The 20,342-nt window shown below is 51.4% G+C and carries 20 protein-coding genes; 16 read left to right on the top strand and 4 right to left on the bottom strand.

The genetic code is table 11. The features are described from left to right. Positions 1 to 159: 159 nt before the first annotated feature. The 8 genes from MHI42_RS17950 to MHI42_RS17915 all read left to right on the top strand — a co-directional run bounded on the left by MHI42_RS17950 (position 160) and on the right by MHI42_RS17915 (position 7,952). Complete coding sequence (locus MHI42_RS17950) at positions 160 to 549, top strand: NusG domain II-containing protein (RefSeq protein WP_039309813.1); 390 nt, start codon at positions 160 to 162, stop codon at positions 547 to 549. After that, entirely contained in the window at positions 533 to 1,096 is a 564-nt protein-coding gene (locus tag MHI42_RS17945; RefSeq protein ID WP_171720249.1) for a Gx transporter family protein, read from the top strand. Before MHI42_RS17950 ends, MHI42_RS17945 begins: the two co-directional genes overlap by 17 nt. 19 nt (positions 1,097 to 1,115) lie before the next feature. Continuing rightward, positions 1,116 to 1,982: an ATP-binding cassette domain-containing protein gene (locus tag MHI42_RS17940; protein WP_342424644.1), complete on the top strand. Its 867-nt coding sequence runs from the start codon at positions 1,116 to 1,118 to the stop codon at positions 1,980 to 1,982. Then, positions 1,958 to 2,860: an energy-coupling factor transporter ATPase gene (locus MHI42_RS17935; protein ID WP_342424643.1), complete on the top strand. Its 903-nt coding sequence runs from the start codon at positions 1,958 to 1,960 to the stop codon at positions 2,858 to 2,860. Before MHI42_RS17940 ends, MHI42_RS17935 begins: the two co-directional genes overlap by 25 nt. Beyond that, positions 2,853 to 3,644 carry an energy-coupling factor transporter transmembrane component T gene (locus MHI42_RS17930; protein WP_342424642.1) on the top strand — a complete coding sequence of 264 codons (792 nt, stop codon included), beginning with the start codon at positions 2,853 to 2,855 and terminating at the stop codon, positions 3,642 to 3,644. The genes MHI42_RS17935 and MHI42_RS17930 overlap by 8 nt, the downstream gene beginning before the upstream one ends. Before the next feature lie 21 nt (positions 3,645 to 3,665). Beyond that, positions 3,666 to 5,591: a U32 family peptidase gene (locus tag MHI42_RS17925; protein ID WP_342424641.1), complete on the top strand. Its 1,926-nt coding sequence runs from the start codon at positions 3,666 to 3,668 to the stop codon at positions 5,589 to 5,591. A 162-nt stretch (positions 5,592 to 5,753) separates the two neighbouring features. Beyond that, entirely contained in the window at positions 5,754 to 7,049 is a 1,296-nt protein-coding gene (locus tag MHI42_RS17920) for an aspartate aminotransferase family protein (RefSeq protein WP_342424640.1), read from the top strand. Between the two features lie 18 nt (positions 7,050 to 7,067). Further along, entirely contained in the window at positions 7,068 to 7,952 is an 885-nt protein-coding gene (locus MHI42_RS17915; RefSeq protein ID WP_342424639.1) for a UbiA-like polyprenyltransferase, read from the top strand. Positions 7,953 to 8,890: 938 nt separating this feature from the next. On the opposite strand, the gene MHI42_RS17910 is transcribed toward MHI42_RS17915, so the two are convergent. From MHI42_RS17910 to MHI42_RS17895, 4 genes are all read right to left on the bottom strand, one after another. After that, positions 8,891 to 9,871 (bottom strand): polyprenyl synthetase family protein, encoded by a 981-nt coding sequence (locus tag MHI42_RS17910; RefSeq protein ID WP_342424638.1) that lies wholly within the window; start codon positions 9,869 to 9,871, stop codon positions 8,891 to 8,893. Between the two features lie 18 nt (positions 9,872 to 9,889). After that, on the bottom strand, positions 9,890 to 10,339 hold the full coding sequence (locus MHI42_RS17905; RefSeq protein WP_039309806.1) for a hypothetical protein: 450 nt from the start codon (positions 10,337 to 10,339) through the stop codon (positions 9,890 to 9,892). Positions 10,340 to 10,577: 238 nt separating this feature from the next. Beyond that, on the bottom strand, positions 10,578 to 12,455 hold the full coding sequence (locus MHI42_RS17900) for an FAD-dependent oxidoreductase (RefSeq protein WP_171720242.1): 1,878 nt from the start codon (positions 12,453 to 12,455) through the stop codon (positions 10,578 to 10,580). 49 nt (positions 12,456 to 12,504) lie between these two features. Then, positions 12,505 to 13,425 carry an FMN-binding protein gene (locus MHI42_RS17895; protein WP_342424637.1) on the bottom strand — a complete coding sequence of 307 codons (921 nt, stop codon included), beginning with the start codon at positions 13,423 to 13,425 and terminating at the stop codon, positions 12,505 to 12,507. A 483-nt stretch (positions 13,426 to 13,908) separates the two neighbouring features. Here MHI42_RS17895 and MHI42_RS17890 point away from each other — a divergent pair, with 483 nt between their 5' ends. From MHI42_RS17890 to MHI42_RS17855, 8 genes are all read left to right on the top strand, one after another. Next, the gene (locus MHI42_RS17890) at positions 13,909 to 14,112 is read left to right on the top strand and encodes a CsbD family protein (protein ID WP_042133189.1); all 204 of its coding nucleotides are present in this window, start codon (positions 13,909 to 13,911) and stop codon (positions 14,110 to 14,112) included. A 61-nt stretch (positions 14,113 to 14,173) separates the two neighbouring features. Continuing rightward, positions 14,174 to 14,440, top strand: coding sequence for a hypothetical protein (locus MHI42_RS17885; protein WP_342424636.1), 267 nt, complete (start codon positions 14,174 to 14,176; stop codon positions 14,438 to 14,440). Between the two features lie 159 nt (positions 14,441 to 14,599). Continuing rightward, a complete protein-coding gene (locus tag MHI42_RS17880; protein WP_342424635.1) occupies positions 14,600 to 15,997 on the top strand; it encodes an ATP-binding protein in 1,398 nt (465 codons plus the stop codon). A 126-nt stretch (positions 15,998 to 16,123) separates the two neighbouring features. Next, positions 16,124 to 17,389 (top strand): MFS transporter, encoded by a 1,266-nt coding sequence (locus MHI42_RS17875; RefSeq protein WP_231575388.1) that lies wholly within the window; start codon positions 16,124 to 16,126, stop codon positions 17,387 to 17,389. A gap of 30 nt (positions 17,390 to 17,419) precedes the next feature. After that, positions 17,420 to 18,082, top strand: a complete 663-nt coding sequence (locus tag MHI42_RS17870) for an NAD(P)H-binding protein (RefSeq protein ID WP_171720238.1) — start codon at positions 17,420 to 17,422, stop codon at positions 18,080 to 18,082. 108 nt (positions 18,083 to 18,190) lie between these two features. Continuing rightward, complete coding sequence (locus MHI42_RS17865; protein WP_171720237.1) at positions 18,191 to 18,571, top strand: RidA family protein; 381 nt, start codon at positions 18,191 to 18,193, stop codon at positions 18,569 to 18,571. 161 nt (positions 18,572 to 18,732) lie between these two features. Beyond that, entirely contained in the window at positions 18,733 to 19,308 is a 576-nt protein-coding gene (locus MHI42_RS17860; RefSeq protein WP_342424634.1) for a TetR/AcrR family transcriptional regulator, read from the top strand. 194 nt (positions 19,309 to 19,502) lie between these two features. Further along, on the top strand, positions 19,503 to 20,312 hold the full coding sequence (locus MHI42_RS17855; protein WP_171720235.1) for an alpha/beta fold hydrolase: 810 nt from the start codon (positions 19,503 to 19,505) through the stop codon (positions 20,310 to 20,312). The last annotated feature ends 30 nt before the right edge of the window (positions 20,313 to 20,342 follow it).

Raw genomic sequence — 20,342 nt, 5'->3', positions numbered from 1 at the left:
GCCATCCAGTTTATGGTGGGTTCCGCTTCTGCTTTGCGTGCCTATTTTGTGAACTGCCATTGAAATGCGACAATTAACGACTACATTCATTGAAGGATTGCGGGCGGACCGTTATAATTATTAAGTCTGGATTTTAATTAAAAAATAAGGGAGATTTCTATGAAACGCGCAGATGTGCTGCTGATTTCTATCGTTTTGATTGCTGCGCTCGCTTTTCTCGTGCCGAGATGGCTGTCAAATGATGCTGATAAAGGTGGGCCGGGCAAAGAACTTACGGCCAATATAACGGTAGACGGCAAGCTGTTCAAAACAGTAACGCTTACCAAAGAAGAGCAAACCATTGATATTCGCACAGATCGGGGCTATAACATTTTGAAGGTGCATGATTACGGGATTGAGATGTACGATGCGGATTGTCCCGATCAGGTATGTCTCGGCTTTGGATTTATCACGCTGCCCAAGCAGACCATAGTATGCCTTCCGCACCGGGTATTAGTTGAAATTGCAAGCGGGTCGGGGGAGGATGAAGTAGATGCCTATGTCCAGTAGTGAATCGGCTACAGCGCTGAAGCGGACGGTTATTATTGCGATTTTCGCGGCCGTTGCCGTAGTGCTGAGTATTGTCGAGGCTCAGATTCCGCTTGCTGGAATGGGGCTGATGCCCGGAGCCAAACTGGGTTTCGCCAATATTATGATTTTGACCTGTATTTACTTTTTGCGTGGACGAGATGTGTTCGTGCTGGTCATTCTGAAGACGCTGCTGACCGCATTTCTGCTCGGCACACTGTCCAGTCTGCTCTTCAGCCTGTTCGGCTCGCTGTTCAGCTTTGTGGTCATGTTCGCACTGGTGAAGCTCGGCGGCAAGAAATTCAGTGTGATCGGAATCAGCATTGCAGGGGGTCTGGCTCATAATACCGGCCAGTTGCTTGCGGCCTCGTTTGTATTCAATTCAACGAGTATTTTCTACTACTTGCCGATTCTGCTGATTACCGGGATTGTGACGGGGATTGCTGTCGGCTTCGCCGTGCGGTATGTCGTAGACTCGCTATCCAAGATATCCTTGTTTGAAGAGTTCCTGAACGGACCGGGCCACTAGCTGCGGAAGGATGACTAACATGAATCAATCGTACAAAGATACAGAGGCCGGTGAGGAACCGGCCGTTATTACGCTTGCTGGAGTCTCGTTCGGATATGATCCGGAGCATCCGATTCTCCACGACATAAACGTGTCTATCCCGCCGGGTCAATGGGTAAGCATTGTAGGACCCAACGGCTGCGGGAAATCTACGCTCGTCAAGCTTCTGAATGCACTGCTGCCCAAGAGTGCCGGGGAGATTACTGTCTGCGGACATACACTGCAGGAAGAGACCATTGGAGACATCCGGCAATGCATCGGGATGGTGTTCCAGAATCCGGATAACCAGTTCATCGGACAGACGGTAGAGGAAGATATCCTCTTCGGCCTGGAAGGCCTGTGTCTGCCCTACGAAGAGATGAAGCAGCGGCTTGATCTCTATACCGTGAAGCTGGGCATTGATCATCTGCTGTCCAAACATCCCGGAGAGCTGTCGGGCGGACAGAAGCAGCGTGTCGCGCTTGCTTCGATTCTCGCCATGAAGCCAGGCATCGTCATCCTCGACGAGGCCTCTTCTATGTTGGACGAAGGCAGCCGTGATGAGCTTATGGGCATTCTGCGGGACATGCAGGCAGAAGGGGCGTACACGATACTGCTGATTACACATGATCCGGATGAAATCCTGGCTTCGGACCGTGTGCTTGCGCTGCATGGCGGAAGCATAGCGGCGGATGTGCCGCCTGCGGAGCTGTTCCGTAATGAAGACCTGCTGGAGAAATGCCATTTGCGGGAACCCTACCCTTGGCGTCTTGCCCGTGAACTGCAGAACCGGGGGATTACGGTGGATGTACCCGCCAGCGAAAAGGAGCTTATAGACACACTATGGCCATACAACTTCAGCAAGTAAGCTATACGTATGCTGACCGCAGTATGTGGAAGCAGACGGCGCTGCATGGGATTAATCTGAATATTGCCCAGGGGTCGCTGACCGGGATTGCCGGGGCAACGGGCTCCGGTAAGTCCACGCTGCTCCAGCTGTTCAACGGGATTCTGAAACCGACAGAAGGTTCAGTGCAGGTGTTTGATATAACCATCACTGCAGGAGAGAAGTCGCCGAAGCTGCTTCCGCTGCGCCGCCGGGTCGGACTGGTCTTTCAATTCCCGGAGCAGCAGATGTTCGAAGATACGGTGGAGAAGGACCTCTGCTTCGGGCCGCTTAACTTCGGCGTGAGTCCGGAGGAGGCCAAGGAGCGGGCACGCAAAGCGATGACGGACATGGGCCTGGACCTTGCCCTGCTGGAGCGCAATCCGTTCCGCCTGAGCGGCGGACAGATGCGCAAGGCGGCCATCGCCTCGGTGCTGGCGATGGACCCGGACATTGTCGTGCTGGATGAGCCGACAGCGACGCTGGACCCGGTAAGCCGCGCCGAGCTGATCGCGCTGCTGGAGCGGCTGTGCCGTGAGCAGGGCCGGACGATCATCATCGTGACGCACCGGATGGATGAGCTGCTGCCGTATGCCGACAGCTGGGCCCTGCTTAAGGACGGCGGGCTCGCCTTCCAGGGCAGCGGCCAGGAGCTGGCCGCTGATCCGGCGATCCTGGAGCGCTGCGGACTGACGGTTCCGCAGTCTCTCCGGTACTGGCAGGCCGTCGCCCAGCGCTTCGGCCTGGCCGGCGAGAAGCCGCTCCTTACGGCGGAGGCCCTCGCGGAACGGATCGCCGCCCTGCTCGCAGAGCGCAAGAACGCCGCCGGCATGGAAGAAAAGGGGAATGGCCATGAATGAACGCCTGCTGCTGGGACGCAGCATTGATACGGGCTCATGGGTCCATAAGCTGGATGCCCGGTCCAAAATTACGGGCATGCTGCTCTATGTAGTGATTATTCTGCTGTCCGATTCGTGGATGGAGATTGGGCTGATAGCCGTGTTCTCCATCATTGTTATGGCAACCACCCGCATCCCGCTAAAATATTTCATTAAGGCTGCGAAGCCTTTGCGTTATCTGATGTTATTCATCTTCATTGTGCAGTCCCTGTCCGTGAAGGAAGGGGACGTCCTGTGGTCACTTGGCTCCTTCTCGCTGCATGAGGGAGGCCTGCGGCTGGGGGCGTTCTCGGTCATCCGCATGCTGTTCCTGCTGACCTTCACGGCACTGCTGACCTTTACGACAACACCCGGCAAGCTGAACCAGGGCCTTGAAGGTGTGCTTGCTCCGTTTAAGAAGCTCGGCCTGTCACCGGACCGGATTACGCTGATGATCAGCATCGCGTTGCGCTTTATCCCGACGATCCTGGATGAGGCGCAGATTATTCTGAAGGCGCAGGCCTCGCGCGGCGCAGATCTGAAGGAGCTCCCCTTGAAAGAGAAGGCGCGGATGCTAGTTTCCCTGCTGGTTCCGGTCATCGCCAGTGCTTTCCGGCGTGCCCAGGACCTGGTGTATTCGATGGAAGCCCGGGGCTTCCGTATGGATGCGCCGCGCAGCCGGTATCACCGCCTCAGGTGGGGCGCCGCTGATACGCTGTTTGTTGCTATGTTCGTTGTCTTAGGAATTGCAGTAGCATTATTGTAGGAAGTTTAGGAGGAAACAAGAATGGCACGTTATTTTAATGGTAAAGAGATTGAATTGTTGGCACCTGCCGGAACGTTTGAGATTTTCAAGGCTGTGATTGAATCGAAGTGTGATGCCGTGTATTTCGGCGGTCCGGTGCTGAATATGAGAATGATGCGCAAGGGCTATAACTTAAGTCATGAGGAAATAATTGAAGCCGTGTCGATCGCCCACAAGCTGGATAAAAAAGTATACGTCACCGTAAATAATCTGTTCAGCGAAGAAGACGTGGAAGAAGCCCGAGAGTACCTGAAGTTTCTGGATAGCGCCCGTCCGGATGCGCTGATCGTTCAGGATATGGCTGTGCTGGAGCTGATCCGCGAGATGGAGCTTACCGTTCCGGTTCACGCTTCGGTCATGATGAATGTGCATAATCTGGAGATGATTCACGCACTGAAGGAGCTTGGCGTCAGCCGGGTCGTTACCTCCCGTGAGATGGATCTGCAGACAGCGAAGCTGCTGGGAAGCAGAAGCGGTGTAGAGCTGGAATATTTCATCCATGGCGATATGTGTTCCGTGCACGGAGCGAACTGCTATTTCAGTTCCCAGGTGTTCGGGATGAGCAGCAACCGGGGCAAATGCATGAAGCCTTGCCGCTGGGATTACCGGATCAAACGTGACGGCTATGTCTTCCCTGCGGAATACCCGCTGGCCGTGAAGGATATGTTCATGTATGAGCATCTTCCGGAGCTGATTGAGTCCGGTATTACTTCCTTCAAAATTGAAGGCCGCATGCGCGACCAGGAATTTATGGTGAACCTGGCCAACAGCTATGGCGATGCGATTGACCGCTATATCGATGATCCGCTGGGCTTTGACCGTACGGTGGATTCCAAAGAGCTGTACAAGAACCGCAAACGTGACTTCTCCACCGCCTATGCTTTTGGCAAACCGGGACTAACGAATATCAACCGCCGCTATGAAGGTACAGGCAAGTTCTATAGCACTGGCAAAGTATTCAGTACACCGACTGCAGAGCGCGAGCTGTCCGAAGCACGGGTAATGCAGCTGCGCGAACGGATGGCCGAAGATAAACGCAGTAAGCAGACGAAGCCGGAGCTGGCTGTGCGGGTGAACAATATGGAACAGGCGCGCCTCGTGCTGGAGATGGGTGTAGAGAGCTTATATATTCCGGGTGATGTGTTTGAGCCGGACCGTCCGTTCACGAAGCAGGATATTAAGGAGCTTGGAGCCATCAAAGGCCGGACCAAGCTGTACCTCGGAATGCCTCGGATGATGACGGAGCTGCATTTTGATCAATATGACCACTTGCTGAACGGGGAGAAGCTGCCGATTGACGGCTTGATGATTACGAACCTTGGAGCAATCCGCCGCTACCGCGGGACCGGTTACCCGATGATTGGCGATGCCAACCTGAATGTTTACAACCACCTGTCTGCCGGACTGTATACCGGACTCGGCCTTACGAAGCTTACAGTTTCACCGGAAATGACGTTGGAGCACTTTGCCTCCTTCATCTCGCGCAGCGATTTGCCGCTGGAAGTTGTGGTTCACGGAACGCCGGCGCTGATGTATATGGAGCATGATCTGTTCGAGAATACAGAAGTGATGGAGCCGATTGGTGAGGAAGACAACCAGTTTGTCAGCAATGATGTGCTGGTGCTCAAAACCGACAAAGGTGAGAATCCGGTCTACCGCGACCAATATGGTCGCTGCCACCTGCTGTTCGCCAAAGAGCTGTGTTATCTGCCGATGCTGGATGAGATGAACGGACTTGGGATTGCGAGCTTCCGGATCGAAGGGGCTACTTACAGCACAGATGAACTGCGCACGATTATTGCTGCTTACCAGGCTGCGCTTAACGGACCGAAGCTGGATGAGGATCTGCTGGGCGGACTTAAGCCGGTATACGCGGGCTACACACTGGGCTCACTGCAATTTAATTAATAATAATTCAATTTTAAAATAACGCTTCGGCGAGTATAATAACGGTAAGCGGCGCATTTATAAGTTATTTTTTTCACAATCTAATAAGCCTGAATCGTATCTTCTTATTCACATTATGGCCATCATCTTGGATTATCAGCAGCTGAAAGCGAGGGAACCTTCATGGAACAGAGCAACATCATTGGAAGAGATGCGGTAGCCGCCAAAAGAAAGCAGTATTTCTACCCGTGCACTGCACATTTTTACCGGGATGCCCCGCAACTGGTACGCGGAAGCATGCAGTACGTGTACGATGAGAACGGCAAAGAATATACGGATTTCTTCGCCGGGGTATCGGTTGTCGCCTGCGGCCACTGCAATCCGGCGATTACCTCCCGCACGATAGCGCAGCTGCAGCAGCTGCAGCATACCTCGACCGTCTATCTGACCCAGCCGAATGTAGATTTGGCCGAGCGTCTGGAGGGTCTGCTGCCGGGCGCGTTGCGCCGGACCTTCTTCGTTAACAGCGGCTCGGAAGCGAATGAAGGGGCACTCCTGCTGGCACGGATGCATACCGGACGCAAAGGGTTCATTGCCCTGGAAGCCGGACTGCATGGACGGACCAATCTTACAATGAGCGTGACCGGCCTGCAAATGTGGCGGACAGACGCTTACCTGGATGAAGATGTGACGTTCATTGAGCGTCCGTATCATCCGGAGATGACGCTGGAAGAAGCTGCTGCGCGGTCGATTCAGAGCCTGAAGCGTGTACTCGCCGAGAAAGGGGATACTATCGCCGCCATGATCGTTGAACCGATTCAGGGGAATGGCGGCATGATTATGCCAGCCCTGTCTTATTTCCGCGAGGTAAAAGCGCTGCTGGAACAGTACGGTGTACTGCTCATTGACGATGAGATTCAGACCGGCTATGGCCGTACGGGAGCTATGTTTGCGATGGAGCATTTCGGCGTAGTTCCGGACATCATCAGCATGGCTAAGGCACTGGGCAACGGAGTTCCTGTCGCCGCATTTTCGACTACAGATGAGATTGCTGCATCGCTGAACAAGCCTTCGGCCTCGACGTTCGGGGGCAACCCTGTATCCGCGGCTACGGCGCTGGCTGTGCTGGATTATATCCAGAGTGAACGGCTGCCGGAACGTGCGGCTGAGCTGGGCGGACGTTTGAAGGAAGGCTTGCTCCGGCTTCAGGAGCGTTATCCTGCGCTGATCACCGATGTGCGGGGGACCGGATTCATGCTGGGTGCCGAGCTTGCCGGTTCCGAAGCTGAGGGGGCGGCTGAGCGGACAGACCATGTCCTTGAAGAGATGAAGGACCGCGGCTACCTGATCGGCAAAAACGGTATAGGCCGCAATGTTCTCGCCTTCCAGCCGCCGCTGGTCGTCACCGCAGAGAATATTGATGCTATGCTTGCTGCCTTGGATGAAGTACTGTCCCTGGTCAAGCAAGCGATTCATTGAAGAAAGAGGCACAACATTATGGTTATCATTAATGCTTTTAAGCATACGGCACTTAAATTGAAAATGTTCAGCGAGCTGGTTATGTTCTCCCATACGCTGTTCTCCCTGCCTTTTGCCATCATCTCGATGGTGTGGGCGGCGGGAGGCTGGCCTTCCGGCCATATGATGCTGTGGGGGCTGATCGCTCTGATCGGCGCGCGTAACGGGGCCAATGCGTTCAACCGCCTGGTGGACCGTACCTTTGACGGTAATAATCCGCGTACCGCACACCGGCATCTACCGCAGCGTCTGATCGCTGAGAAGGAAGTTATTCTGTTCATCATCATCAACTATGCGTTGTTTATTGTCGCTTCCGGGATGCTGAATCTGCTCTGCCTGATGCTGTCCCCGGTGGCCATCGTGCTGATCTCGAGCTATTCGTATACGAAGCGTTTTACCTTCCTGAGCCATCTGTATCTGGGCTTCGTGATTGCCTCGGCGCCGATCGGTGCCTGGTTTGCAGTAACTGGGAATATTGCCTTCACTCCATTCGTTATCGGAACGGTGGTCATGCTCTGGATAGCCGGCTTTGACATCATCTACGGGACCCAGGACATCGATTTCGACCGGAAAAATGGCTTGTGGTCCATTCCGAGCTTCTTCGGATTGGAGAACGCGCTACGGATCTCCAAGGGTCTGCATTTCATTATGATTATGCTGCTGCTGTTCCTGTATCTCTGGCGTGATCTCGGCTGGATGTATCTGGTCGGCATCGGGATTGCTACACTGCTGCTCATGACAGAGCATAAGATCATCAAGCCTTCGAACCGCAAGATGATGAAGGTGGCTTCTTATAATTTGAACCAGGTGATCAGTATGGTGATATTGCTGTGTACGTTGATTGATTATTTTTACGTTAATTAGTTTGCTAGGGGCTAGGTATGCGCTGGCGAGAGTGAGGTTGGGATGCTGCACTGCGCGGAATATTTGGACTTCCGATCGCTGTTAAGCTCGGAGTCCCTGATTAGAACCGCTGTGAGCGGTAGGAATCCGAGCTTAAAGGCGAACGCTGACGCTTCTCCAGTTCCAAAATTCCTCTCCGTTCCGTCCTAACCTCTCCCCAGGCAAGATTAACTTCAAAAAGACAACAAGCCTACCCAGCGGGGCGGGCGGCAAAGAGCGCGACAAGCTTAGGCTTCGCGCTTTTCTTTTTGTCTGCGTGAGACCCCCCCCAAGAGACAACCCACAAGGATAAACCCCAAGAGCCCCCCCAAGAGACAACCCCAAGAGACAACCCCCAAGGGACAACCCCCAAGGGACAACCCACAAGAGCAAACCTAAAAAGCAAAACCACTAAGCTAAACACGCTCACGTTCGCGTTGCTGCGTTCGCTTGTTTAGCAACATCAAACGGGTAGGAATAAAGCCTGGCTTAACTATTTCTGCTGCGCGCCGTACAATAGAAATCCATCAAAAAACACGAATGAGTCGTACCTATTGCGTTCTTGTATAGTTTAGGTCTCTATAAAGTACCTGAGTAACTCTGTACGGGCATAATGTTGTACGTTTTACAACTCTGATTCATCAATAGTAGGGTGTTCGGACGGATTGTTGTATGAAATACAACAATTGTTCCGCTAAGCGGCTCGGAGGAGAAAAAATGCTGCAGTTTGTACAACAATTTTACTTTAAGGCCCAGTTTATGAGCGAAATGTTGTATTCTGTACAGGATTTTCATAAGAATCACTGGGATATAGGCGGGGATTCGCATATAGCAAAAAAAACGAGCCCCAAAGGACTCGTTTACTTAGAAATTGATATAGCGTGCAGTGGTTAACCTGCTGCACGGACAATAGCTCCGGCTCACCGGTCGCGTCCAGCGAAATACTCCAGCAGGATCTCCAGATCGGCATGCGCCGGGAAGCTGGAGAGCTGCTGCACAATCGCTGCGGCCTTGGACAGGTAGTCCTGGCTGACAGCTTCTGTGCGGGCCAGAGCGTCGCTGTTCTTAACCAGCTCCAAGACATGCGCAACCTCTTCGGAAGAAGAAGAGGGGCCAATCCGGCGGATCACAGGAGCAAGCTCAGGATCCTGCAGGGCGAAGAGTACAGGCAAGGTAACCTGGCCATGGCGCAGGTCACTGCCTGCGGGCTTGCCGAGCACATCCGCCGACTGGGTGAAGTCGAGGATGTCATCCTGAATCTGGAATGACATGCCGAGCGATTCGCCGAAATTATAGAGAAGATCGGCGACTTCTTCGGTGCTTTCTGTGGATAGTGCACCTACCCGCAGGCAGGTAGCCATCAGCAGCGCTGTTTTGTTACGGGACTTCTCCAGGTATTGCTCAAGTGTCAGGTTGTAATCAAAGGCATGCTCCATTTGCTGGTATTCCCCCAGACATAACTGGGCAGTGGCCACAGAAGACAGATCGTGAACGTAACGGTTCTTATCACCTGAATACTTGCTTAGCAGCTCGATGACGCGGGCGGACATATAATTGCCGATATGCACAGCAGATAAGATGCCGGTCTTGGTATGCAGCGCAGGCTCGCCCCGCCGCAGTTCGGCGTCGTCAATAATATCATCATGAATCAATGAGGCGGCGTGGATGAATTCAGCGGCTGCGGATAATTGCAGGGTTCTGCGTCCGGCCGGCTTGCGTCCGAACCGGCTGCCGGCTATGACCATCAGCGGGCGTAGCCGTTTGCCGCCGGAGCCGGTCAGTTCGAGAATACTCTGCGCCAGCAGCGACTTTTTGGGAACATCCTTATCGCGGGTCACCAAATTCTTAATTTCGCGGTTAATTTCATCCAGATCAATATGCAAGGCTTCGTGCAGCTTCATCTTTTGTGTTCCCACCTGTCAAATGGCTTTGCTTGTGCGGCTTCGCTGTCTGCGCTCCTGAATGAGGAATTCATCAAACCCCTGGGCCGGATCCTGTTCCGTGAAATCTCCATTTGACCGTCCAATTTGCATTTTTTTGATTGAGGGAGCCAAATATGCAACCAGATCCAGCTCTCGGCATTTCACTGCAAACTGCAGGTAAAAGCTGTATAGGTAATCTCCATCCAAAATGCTGCGGGTCAGGTCAGGATGATGTGGGACACATTCCATATGGCGCTGTGCAGCCACGGTAAGAATGGTATAAATACCTAGCAAATGGACTTTGCGGTCATATTCCAGATCATGGCGTTCCAGTACCGAGAGCAACTGCTCGCATTCTGCCGGAGAGAGATACAACTGAATTCCGGCGATCGGGGACATTTCAGCCTGAAGCATCCGGAATGTATCTTCAATGAGTTTTTTGTTCACAAGATTCTCTCCTTCTTGTCGGTTTTGCCGGAAGAAACCACAGCCCTGATTATCCCTACAAAACCATTCTGTACATCTTTATGCAGATATGTGCTTTCCCCTTGTTAAACAAGGAGAGTAATGTGTCCTAGGGACACATTACTCTTAAGAACATCATATTCAGCTTGCAGCAGCGCAGCATGTGCGTACGCCGCTACTGTATTTGAGTTATACACTTACTAAGAAGTTACCCGTATGATCAGTCGGTAAACAGATACCAGCGCCGGACGAGTGGAATCCTCTTCCACTGCTTCTTGAGCCAAGGAAGAACATAGTAATCCAGACCGAACACGCTGCCGGATCCGCCGATGCAGGCAATAGCCGCCCCAACGTACCAGAGCATTTCTGTAGCTGCCATCTTGGTGGTCCAGATCATGACCGCCATACCTATAGTAGCCAGGGAAGAAATAGCTGTGAACAAACCAACGATAAGCATAACACCGAAGACGATTTCGGCACAAACCATGCCGATTTGGAACCATTTAGCCAGGAAGGTGTAAGAACCATCCGGGTTGTAGAACATAAGATCCATGAACCAGTTAGAAATATCGTAGATGAAGCCTGGAACCGGCAAAGCCGATACTGCTTCTTTAGCAGTGGATACTGCGGAAGCTGCAGACTGGGCATCTACGGTGTCTTTAACGGCATCCACAGCCACGCTGGCTGCAGAAGTAGCATCTGCATAAGGAGCTGCAGGAATCAGGAAAATCTTATTAGGATCAACCCAGATTTTTCTGATCTTCTCTATACCTTCATATAGCCACATGCCACCCAAAAGCATACGGAGCGGAACGAGCCAGAAGTTCGGCGAGCGCTTGGAGAAGTATCCGCCGACAAAGCTCTTGCGGTTCTCAACATGGAAGAACTCGTGCATCATGTAAGTCCATACTTTGTTGAAGCCTACAACCTGGGACAGGTAGAACATATTGATGAAATGTTTGGACAGCATAGCCATGAAGCCGGTCAGCATGAAGAATTTGCCCGGAAGACCAACGTTCGCTACACCGTAGCGGCTGCCGATCGAAACCATGGTGCCATGGAATCCTGGTTTGTAAGCTTTTTTAGGCGTGCCCTTGATATCGGCAGTAATATTGCCCGCGATAACAGGTGCAGCTTGTTCAGCATTCTCAACCATTTGTGGAACTGGACGTTCTTCGCCTTCAGGGATGAAGAAGATGTTATCCCCTACAACGTATACGTTCTTATGGTCAACACTTTCAAGGTGTTCATTCGTAACAATACGTTTGCGGCCTTGCTGCTGAACATCAAGACTGCCAACGATTTCGGAGCCTTCAACACCGGCAGTCCAGACGATAGTCTGAGCATCCACGATGTTTTTCTCGCCGAGGGCTACAGAACCTGTGCCAACTTCGGTGATTTTGGCGCCGGTAACGATTTCTACATTCATCTTACGCAGACGGGCTTCGGCTTTCTGAATCAGCTTCTCTGGAAGGATAGGCAGAATCTTCGGAGCCATATCAGCTACAATCAATCTTACTTCAGAAGGATCAATGAAGAATTCCTTACACAGTTCTTCACGTTGCTCAGCCATTTCACCAACCAGCTCGACGCCAGTGAAGCCGGCACCGATGATTACGAAGGTCAGCATGGAACGGCGTACTGCCGCATTCTTTTCCTTCGCAGCTTTGGTGTACATGTCGCGGATTTGACGCTTCAGGGCAACTGCATCGTCATAAGACCAGAAGGAGAAGGTATTCTCTTCAGCTCCGGGAATTCCGAAGAAGGTTGGTTTGCTTCCTGTGCCGATTACCAGGTAATCATAAGCATAGGTAGCTTTGTCGGACTTCAGCTTCTTGTTCTTGAAATCAATGTTGCTGATTTCGTCGAGCACAACATCCACTTTCAGGCCGGCAAAGATTTTCTTCAAGTCAATTTTGATCGAATCCTCAGGTGCGCGATTCGCAGAAACCTCATGCAGCTCAGTCAAGAGAGTGTGGTATGGATTTCGGTCGATCAGTTTGATTTCTACATCTTTGTCGTTCTTAAATTTCTTTGCCAGTTTCTTAGCCGTGAGTACGCCGCCGTAGCCGCCGCCCAAAATGACTATTTTCTTCAAGAGAAACTCACCTCATTCGTCTGATTAGCTGCAAAAGGATAGCGAATAATTATTTCGCGCCTTCAAGTGCTTTTTGTGCCAGTGTGAAATATTCGCCAACGTGGATAGATACGCCGGAAATTGCATCTGTTTTGCCTTCAGCATCCAGGGTAGGAGCTGCGCCTTTATTTTCAAGGAAGTATTTCTCAGCAAGAGCGATTTCTTCGTGCCATTCAGCAGAAGCGCCGCCAGCTTTCATTCCATACTTACCGTCTACAGAATATTGTTTCTTATCATCGCCTGCAGCATTCACGCCGCTGAAATTAACAGCTACAACGTTACCGCCGGCAACGGATACAGCTACAGTGGATTTCCAGCCGGATTCAGCATCCATTTCGCCTTCAGCTTTGTAACCGCCGTCTTTGTAAGGACCTACTTGTACTGGACCAGCAGCAAGAGCAGCTTGAGCAGCGCCTACGAAGTCACTAACATGTACGGATACGCCGGATACAGCGTCAGTATGTCCTTCAGCATCGAAAGCGAGTGCAGCCGGATCTTGTTTTTCAATCAGGAAAGCTTCAGCTTTAGCTGCTTGCTCATGCCATTCGGATTGAGCGCCGCCAATTTTAACCAAACCGTAGTTGCCGTCTTCAGATACTTTTTTCTTCAGATCGCCGGCTGTTTTGGTATTGAAAGCATTCCAGTCAGCTTTGGTGATTTTGCCGCCTTCTACAGTAAGCAGAACGAAAGTCTGCCAGCCAGTTTCTGCATCAACATCAACTGTTCCGTAGTAGGTGCCGTCTTGGTATTTGCCTGTTTCTGTTCCAGCGTTAGCTGCAGGAGCAGTTGTTGCGTCAGCAGCAGGAGCAGTGGTCGCAGCAGCAGGTGCATTAGTTGCAGCAGCGTTGCCCGCATTGTTGTTGTTACCACAACCCGCGAGTAAAGTGCCAAGTACCAGGGCGCTCGACAAGATTACAGAAGCTTTTTTCATTTTGATATGACCTCCAAGAAAATAGTTTAAAATATATATATTAAAATGTAAAACATTTTAATAGTAATTGGAAGTGATAAAAATCACTTTATAAATGACATTTGTCACTTTGAAATCGGTCTAAGGTCCCTTTTTGTAGCAGGCATACGACATATATCGGCAGGTAATAAGAAAAAATTTAATTATCTCGTTTCTTGTTCGATGGCATTCTAGCACAAGCTGGGAAATACTCATGTGAAAATAATCACTTAAATGATAAATAAATTTACTTCTGAAGTATATCAAATTTTAAAATATATGAACAGCTTTTTAAAAGACTATTATGTGACAAACTATGACTTTATTTGCGGTTTGCGCTGCAGTTCCATTATGGGGGCCTGTCCCGGGGGTTTGGATTCACACAAAGGGCCAACGGGTAATAATTCACTGAGAATTATTAGCTTGTGCCAAACAATAACCCACAGCTAAGGAGATGAGCTTGTAATGGACAACAATGTGCTAAAAGGTAAATGGTTGCAGATCAAAGGTGAAGCCAAGAAGCAATGGGGCCAACTGACGGATGATGACCTCGATGTAATAGACGGCGAAAAAGATAAACTGGTAGGTAAGCTGCAGGAGCGTTACGGCCATTCCAAGGATGATGCAGAGGCGGAATACCGTAACTGGGAGCAGTCGATCCGCAGCTAAACGAAGAATATGGCCAGGCCTCAGATCAGATCATCACAAATGCAGGGAGAGGCGGATGTCTATGAATAATTCCCCCGTCATTACAGGCCGGATTATTGAGATACATGCTAACCGGGTGCTGACACAGCAAGGAGATACCATCAGCACCTACCACCCCCGGTACTATATACTGCCGGAAGCAGAGACGTGGACACCGGCCGAAGTTGATCTGAATGAGGCACCTGTTATACAGCTTGGCGGCAATGGCGGAGCTTCCGTACCTAAAAGGCGCTGGAAGGCAATGATGCCCTGGTTCACGCCGCAGAAGAAGAGCGCAAATCGTATCTGATTTGCGCTCTTCTTCTGCGGACAGGCACAAGGGAGACTGCGTTTAAAAAGACCACCTCTTATACATATGCCATAACACTGTGGCTTCATGATTTCATTCCTCTATGATAGTATAAATAATAATCGTTGTTATATCATTTTTGGCTGCAGGAGTGAGGCTATGGAATATGTAAAAATATTTTTTGTGAATACCGCTTTGCTGATTACCTTGTCTTATCTGGCAAACTTAATATACAAACATACGGTGACCTACGCTTCTGAACCTGTGAAAAAAGTAAGCTGGGTCCTGCTCGCGATCTTCGCCGGGTGGGTAAGTACAATTTTCGGATACAGGCTGGACGAGCATGTGATTTTTGACCTGCGGTTTGTGCCGCTTATTATTTCTACGCTGGCTTATCCCCAGCCTCTGGTCCTGATCATTATTGGGGTCGGCACCGGGCTTACGCGGTTGACCTTCGGGGTTACCGAAGCAGCTGTGGTAGGCGTGCTGAATTTATCTATCCTGGGCTTCGTCTGCGCTGGCCTGAGCCTCTGGATGCAGCGTTCTTCTGCCTCTGTGATCCAAAAGGGACTGATTGCTGTCCTGGTGGTAAATGTAGTGAATGCGTTGAATATTACGGTGTTTGGAGTCATTCCGGCGCAAGAATACATAACGGATATTCTGCCGGTCACGTTCCCGGCAGGCGTTGCTCTCAGTGTGCTGTTTGCGATGATTATCCGCGACTTCCAGCTGGATCTGATGCGCACCGGACAGATTGTTAGAGCCAATGAGCTTTTGTCAGAGCAGACGGAGGAGCTTCATAAGAATAAAATCGTGCTGGAGGAGAGGGCTAAACAGCTGATGCTTGCCTCGCAGTTCAAGTCGGAGTTCCTGGCCAATATGTCCCATGAGCTGAGAACACCGCTTAACAGTATCATTAACCTGTCCCAGCTAATTGAAGAAAGCGAAGATGAACTGAGCGTGGAAGAGCTGGCAGAATACGGCGGGATCATTCACCGCTCGGGTGAGGATCTTCTCTCGCTTATTAATGATATTCTGGACTTGTCCAAGGTAGAAGCCGGGAAGCTGGATATTATTAATGAAGACTTCAATGTCAGTGAGATCCCTGATCTGCTCCTTCAGCAGTTCAGTGTGGTAGCCAAACAGAAACAGCTGGCCTTCGATATTTCACTGGATGCAGACATGCCGGGGGTTATCCATACGGATCCCCAGCGGGTGCAGCAAATTCTCCGCAATCTGCTCTCAAATGCCTTCAAATTCACTATGACAGGCGGTGTATCGGTGAATGTCCGCGTAGTGGAACGGCAAGAGGGGCTCTCCTCGCGGAAATGGGCCGCCTTTGAGGTGCAGGATACCGGGATAGGCATTCCGCCGGAGAAGCATGATCTGATCTTCGAGGCATTTGAGCAGGCGGATACAAACATCGGCCGCAAGTACGGCGGAACAGGGCTGGGCTTGTCAATCAGCAATGATCTGGCCAGACTGCTTGGCGGGTTCATTACTTTGCACAGCCGCGAGGGACAGGGAAGCTTATTCTCCCTGTATTTGCCGCTTTAACCCCAGAGAATGGGCAGATTCCGGGCTCCAACTTTATTTGTGATATCGGTGTATTGACAGGAGATTGATGCGGAGTAGAATGAAGCAAAAGCCGCATCAAAGGAGTGTTATCACCCCATGAACATCATGAGAAACCGGCCGCTGCGGAACCGCTCCAAGGAAGTCCGCAAGGCCTCGATACATCGTAAGAATCTGCAGATCGCTACCTTTGAGGGGATACCAGCCACAATATTTCAGGTGCTGCTGCAAGGGCAGTTCCTGACAGGCTTTCTGTTATATTTAGGGGCGAGCTCCAGCCAGATCGGATTCGTTCTGGCGCTTACGACCCTGGTGAATGTGGCACAGATTGGTGTAGCTTTCCTGATCCAGAAGCTGCCGAGCCGTAAATGGGCTATGGTTACTTTTATCGGCTTGCACAGACTGCTCTGGGGATCTACCGGTCTTGTGCCGTTCATTTTTCCGCAAGAGTATTGGGTTACCGCTTTCATAGTTATGTATACAATCGCTTTCATTGCCAATACGGCAGGCGGCGTGCTCTGGAGCTCCGTTATTAGTGACCTGGTTCCAGCGCGGGTCAGAGGCCGGTATTTCGGCATCCGTAATACATTGCTGAATGCGCTTGGAAGCCTGGTGATGTACGGAGGCGGCATTATTCTGGACCGTTATCCGGGCGGACACGGGTTCCTTATCCTGTATATTATCGTGTGGATTTTCTCGCTTTCCAATGTTATTGTGTTCTTCTTCTACCCTGATGTTCCGTTCGAGAAATCAGAAGAGACAGAATTTCTGCCAATGTTTAAGAAGCCGCTTCACGATAAGCTGTTTATGAAGTCCACGCTGTTCCTGGCCGCATGGCTGCTGCTGCAGAATTTGACCGTGCCGCTGTATTCCTATGTGATGCTGCAGCTGCTTCATATCAATTATGAGAAGCTGTCGCTGCTGAATGTATCGCAGACAATCTTCATGATGGGCAGCTTCTATGTATGGGGGAATCTGAACGCCAAGTACAGCAACAAACGGCTGCTGCTCTGGACGCTGCCGATTATCGCAGTCTCCTCGCTGATGTGGGGCCTGCTGTCCGTATTGCCTATGCTGCCGGTTCTGTTTGCCGCGCATATTGTATTTGGCATGGGCGTGGGGGGCTTCAACCAGCTGGCCTTCAACTTCATTATCGGGGATACGCCGAAGAAGGAACGGCCGATGTATATGGCTATGTATGCGGCACTTACGGGTCTGGCAGCCTTTTTCGGTCCGCTGCTGGGCGGCCGCATCTACGAATGGATTAAGAATTGGCCCGAATGGACGCAGGTGTACGGCATGCAGCTTGTGGTAGGGACGCTGATGATCACTTTGGCGCTGCTGCTGGGCCGGCGTATTTTGCGGGATGAATAGTGAAATGTTCTTAATAAAGGAGGCAGCCGGGTGACAAGAATTGCGTTAGTACTGGGAGCTACGGGGCTGGTGGGCAGTGCCCTGACAGAGGATTTACTGAATGGTGACTGGGATGAGGTCCGCGTGCTCGTCCGCCGGCCGCTGAAGCTGCAGCATGCGAAGCTTCGGCAGATCCAGATCGACTGGGATCAGCTTGGACAATATAAGGAGCAGTTCGCAGGAGTGTATGCGGTATTCTGCTGTCTGGGAACCACGATTAAGAAGGCGGGTTCACAGGAGCAATTCGAGAAGGTGGATCTCGAGTATCCGCTGGCCGCTGCGGCTATTGCCAAAGCGTCTGGTGTGAAGCAGTTCCTGGCGGTGTCTTCGATAGGTGCGAACGCGAAATCACGCAACTTCTATACCCGTACCAAGGGCCGGGTAGAGGACGGGCTGATTGCGGCCGGATTCCACGGTCTGCATCTGTTCCGGCCATCCCAGCTGCTCGGCGACCGGGAGGAATTCAGGCTGGGGGAACGTGTGGCTTCCGTGATCATGAAGGGGCTGGATTTCGCTATGGTCGGCAAAGCTGCGAAGTACCGGGCCATCCCCGCTGCCAAGGTGGCGCGGGCGATGAGGAATATTGCCCTTGCCGATACAGGCGGTGTGCATATTTATACCAATGAAGTAATTCATGTGATCGGCAAGCACTAGAACATCAGAGGGTTTGCAATAAGCAGACCACAGGACTTACAATGAGACATAAAATGATGTGTACATAACGGCCCACAGGCCGCGTACAGCAAGCAGGAGGAGCGAGTCATGAGTAAAAAGCAGGTAGCAACAAGCAAAGCCCCGGGGGCCATCGGACCGTACAGCCAGGCAATTATTGCCGGCAACTGGGTATACACCTCCGGCCAGCTTGGTATGGACCCGGAAACGGCCGCACTCGCGGACAATGTGCAGGAGCAGGCACGCCAGTCACTTAGCAATGTGAAGGCCATTCTTGAAGAGGCCGGCGCATCTATGGACCATGTAGTCAAAACAACGGTATATCTGAAGGATATGAATGATTTCGCAGCCGTTAATGAAGTATACGCCACTTTCTTTACTGAGCCTTATCCGGCACGCAGCGCAGTCGAAGTTGCGCGCCTGCCGAAGGATGCACTTGTTGAGATCGAAGCGGTAGCACGCAAGAAATAAGCTTTACTGAAGATAGAACCCGAAATGCTTGGCCGAATCCCACGTACCTCTTTGCAGGTGCGTGGGATTTTTGCTGCGGAATGGTGTGGAATAGAAAAAATTATTGAAGTTGTTGACATTCTACCTACTAGTAGGTATACTCGAATCAAGAGGTGAAGGAAATGAGCAGAGCCGATGAAATCATGGATGTGGCCAACCATTTTATTCTTGAGAGGGGGTACAGTGCGTTCAGCTATGCGGATATTGCCGGGGAGATCGGGATTCAGAAGGCAAGCATCCACTACCACTTTCCTTCCAAGGCTAATCTGGTGCAAAGTGTAGTAGGCCGTTACCGGCAGCAGATTAAATCCAATCTGGCTTTGCTGGACGGGATGGAAGGTGATCCGCAGGAGAAGCTGACACAATATTTGAACTATTGGGAGGTCTGCCTGGAGGCGCAGGCAACAGATATCTGTCTCTGCGCACTGCTGGCGTCGGAGATTCCGATTCTTCCGGATGAGGTGCGCAGTGAGATCAAGGCGCATTTTGAGGAGCTGACGGACTGGTTCACGAGGCTGCTTAAGGAGAGCAAGGTGCCGCTGCAATATACAACTGCTGATGTATCGGATGAAGAAATGGCTCATGGAATACTGGCAGGTATTCACGGCGGAATGCTTGCTGCACGGACATTTAATGATGTAGGGCAATTCCGGATGATCAAGAGCGGATTGCTGCATCAGATTCACCCGGCAAAGTAAGTTCAGTTAAAGATACCCGTCATATACTTGGAGCGGCAGAGTGACGGGTAAAGCAGAGCGAGCTTCATACAAAGATATAAGCCGTAAGGCATAACATATAGGTGGGGAAATCAGATTAAGAAAAGTAAAGTGAGATTATATTTTTTTATCTATAACCTACCTACTAGTAGGTAAAAACAAAGGAGATGTTTATAATGACAAAACCAACCATTATTTTTATCCACGGTGCGTTTGTAACCCCTAAGAGCTTTGAAACACTGATGGGCTATTTCAGCAGCCAGGGGTTCCCGGTGCTTGCACCGGCCTGGCCTTATCACGAAACGAAGGCGGCTAAGCTGAAGAGTGATCCTTCCGGTCAATTGGGCGGAGTCGGCCTCGGTGAACTGGTTGAGCACTATGCCCGTATTATCCGCACCCTGCCCCGGAAGCCGGTTATTATCGGTCATTCCTTCGGCGGAGCCCTGACCCAGCTCCTGATGGACCGGAATCTGGGCCTGGCCGGAATTGCCATTGATTCTGCAGGCACCAAAGGGATCGTCGCGGCGGCTTATCCGACAACTACCCGGACCATTGCCCGCATCTTCCTGACCCCCTGGAAGAAAACCTTCCTCATGAACCCGAAGGAATTCAAATACGGCTTCGTTCATAATATGCCTAAAGCTGAACAGGAGCAGGCATACCGGGAGCATGTGGTGCCGGAGACCTCACGGATCTTCTTCCAGGCCGCCGCCGCACCATTCTCTGCCAAGACGCCGGCAGCGGTCAATTACAACAACGGCGACCGCGGGCCGCTGCTCATGATTGCAGGAGAGGTGGACCGGATCATCCCTGCGAAGATGGTGCGCAAAAACTTCGGCTTCTACAATCAGAACTCGGGAGCGGTGACCGAATACAAGGAGTTTGCCGGCCGCAGCCACTGGATCATTGCCGAGCCGGGCTGGGAAGAGGTGGCAGAGTATATGGAGAGCTGGCTGGAACGCCAGCTGCCGTCAGATTTGAGCTGACAAGCAAATCCTCCGGTAAGCCGGTAATGA

The sequence above is a fragment of the Paenibacillus sp. FSL E2-0178 genome, from assembly GCF_038593005.1.
In the GTDB taxonomy this organism is placed as follows: domain Bacteria; phylum Bacillota; class Bacilli; order Paenibacillales; family Paenibacillaceae; genus Paenibacillus_AQ; species Paenibacillus_AQ phytohabitans.
Note: the sequence above shows the minus strand (reverse complement) of the source record. Positions and strands in the feature narration are given on the sequence as shown.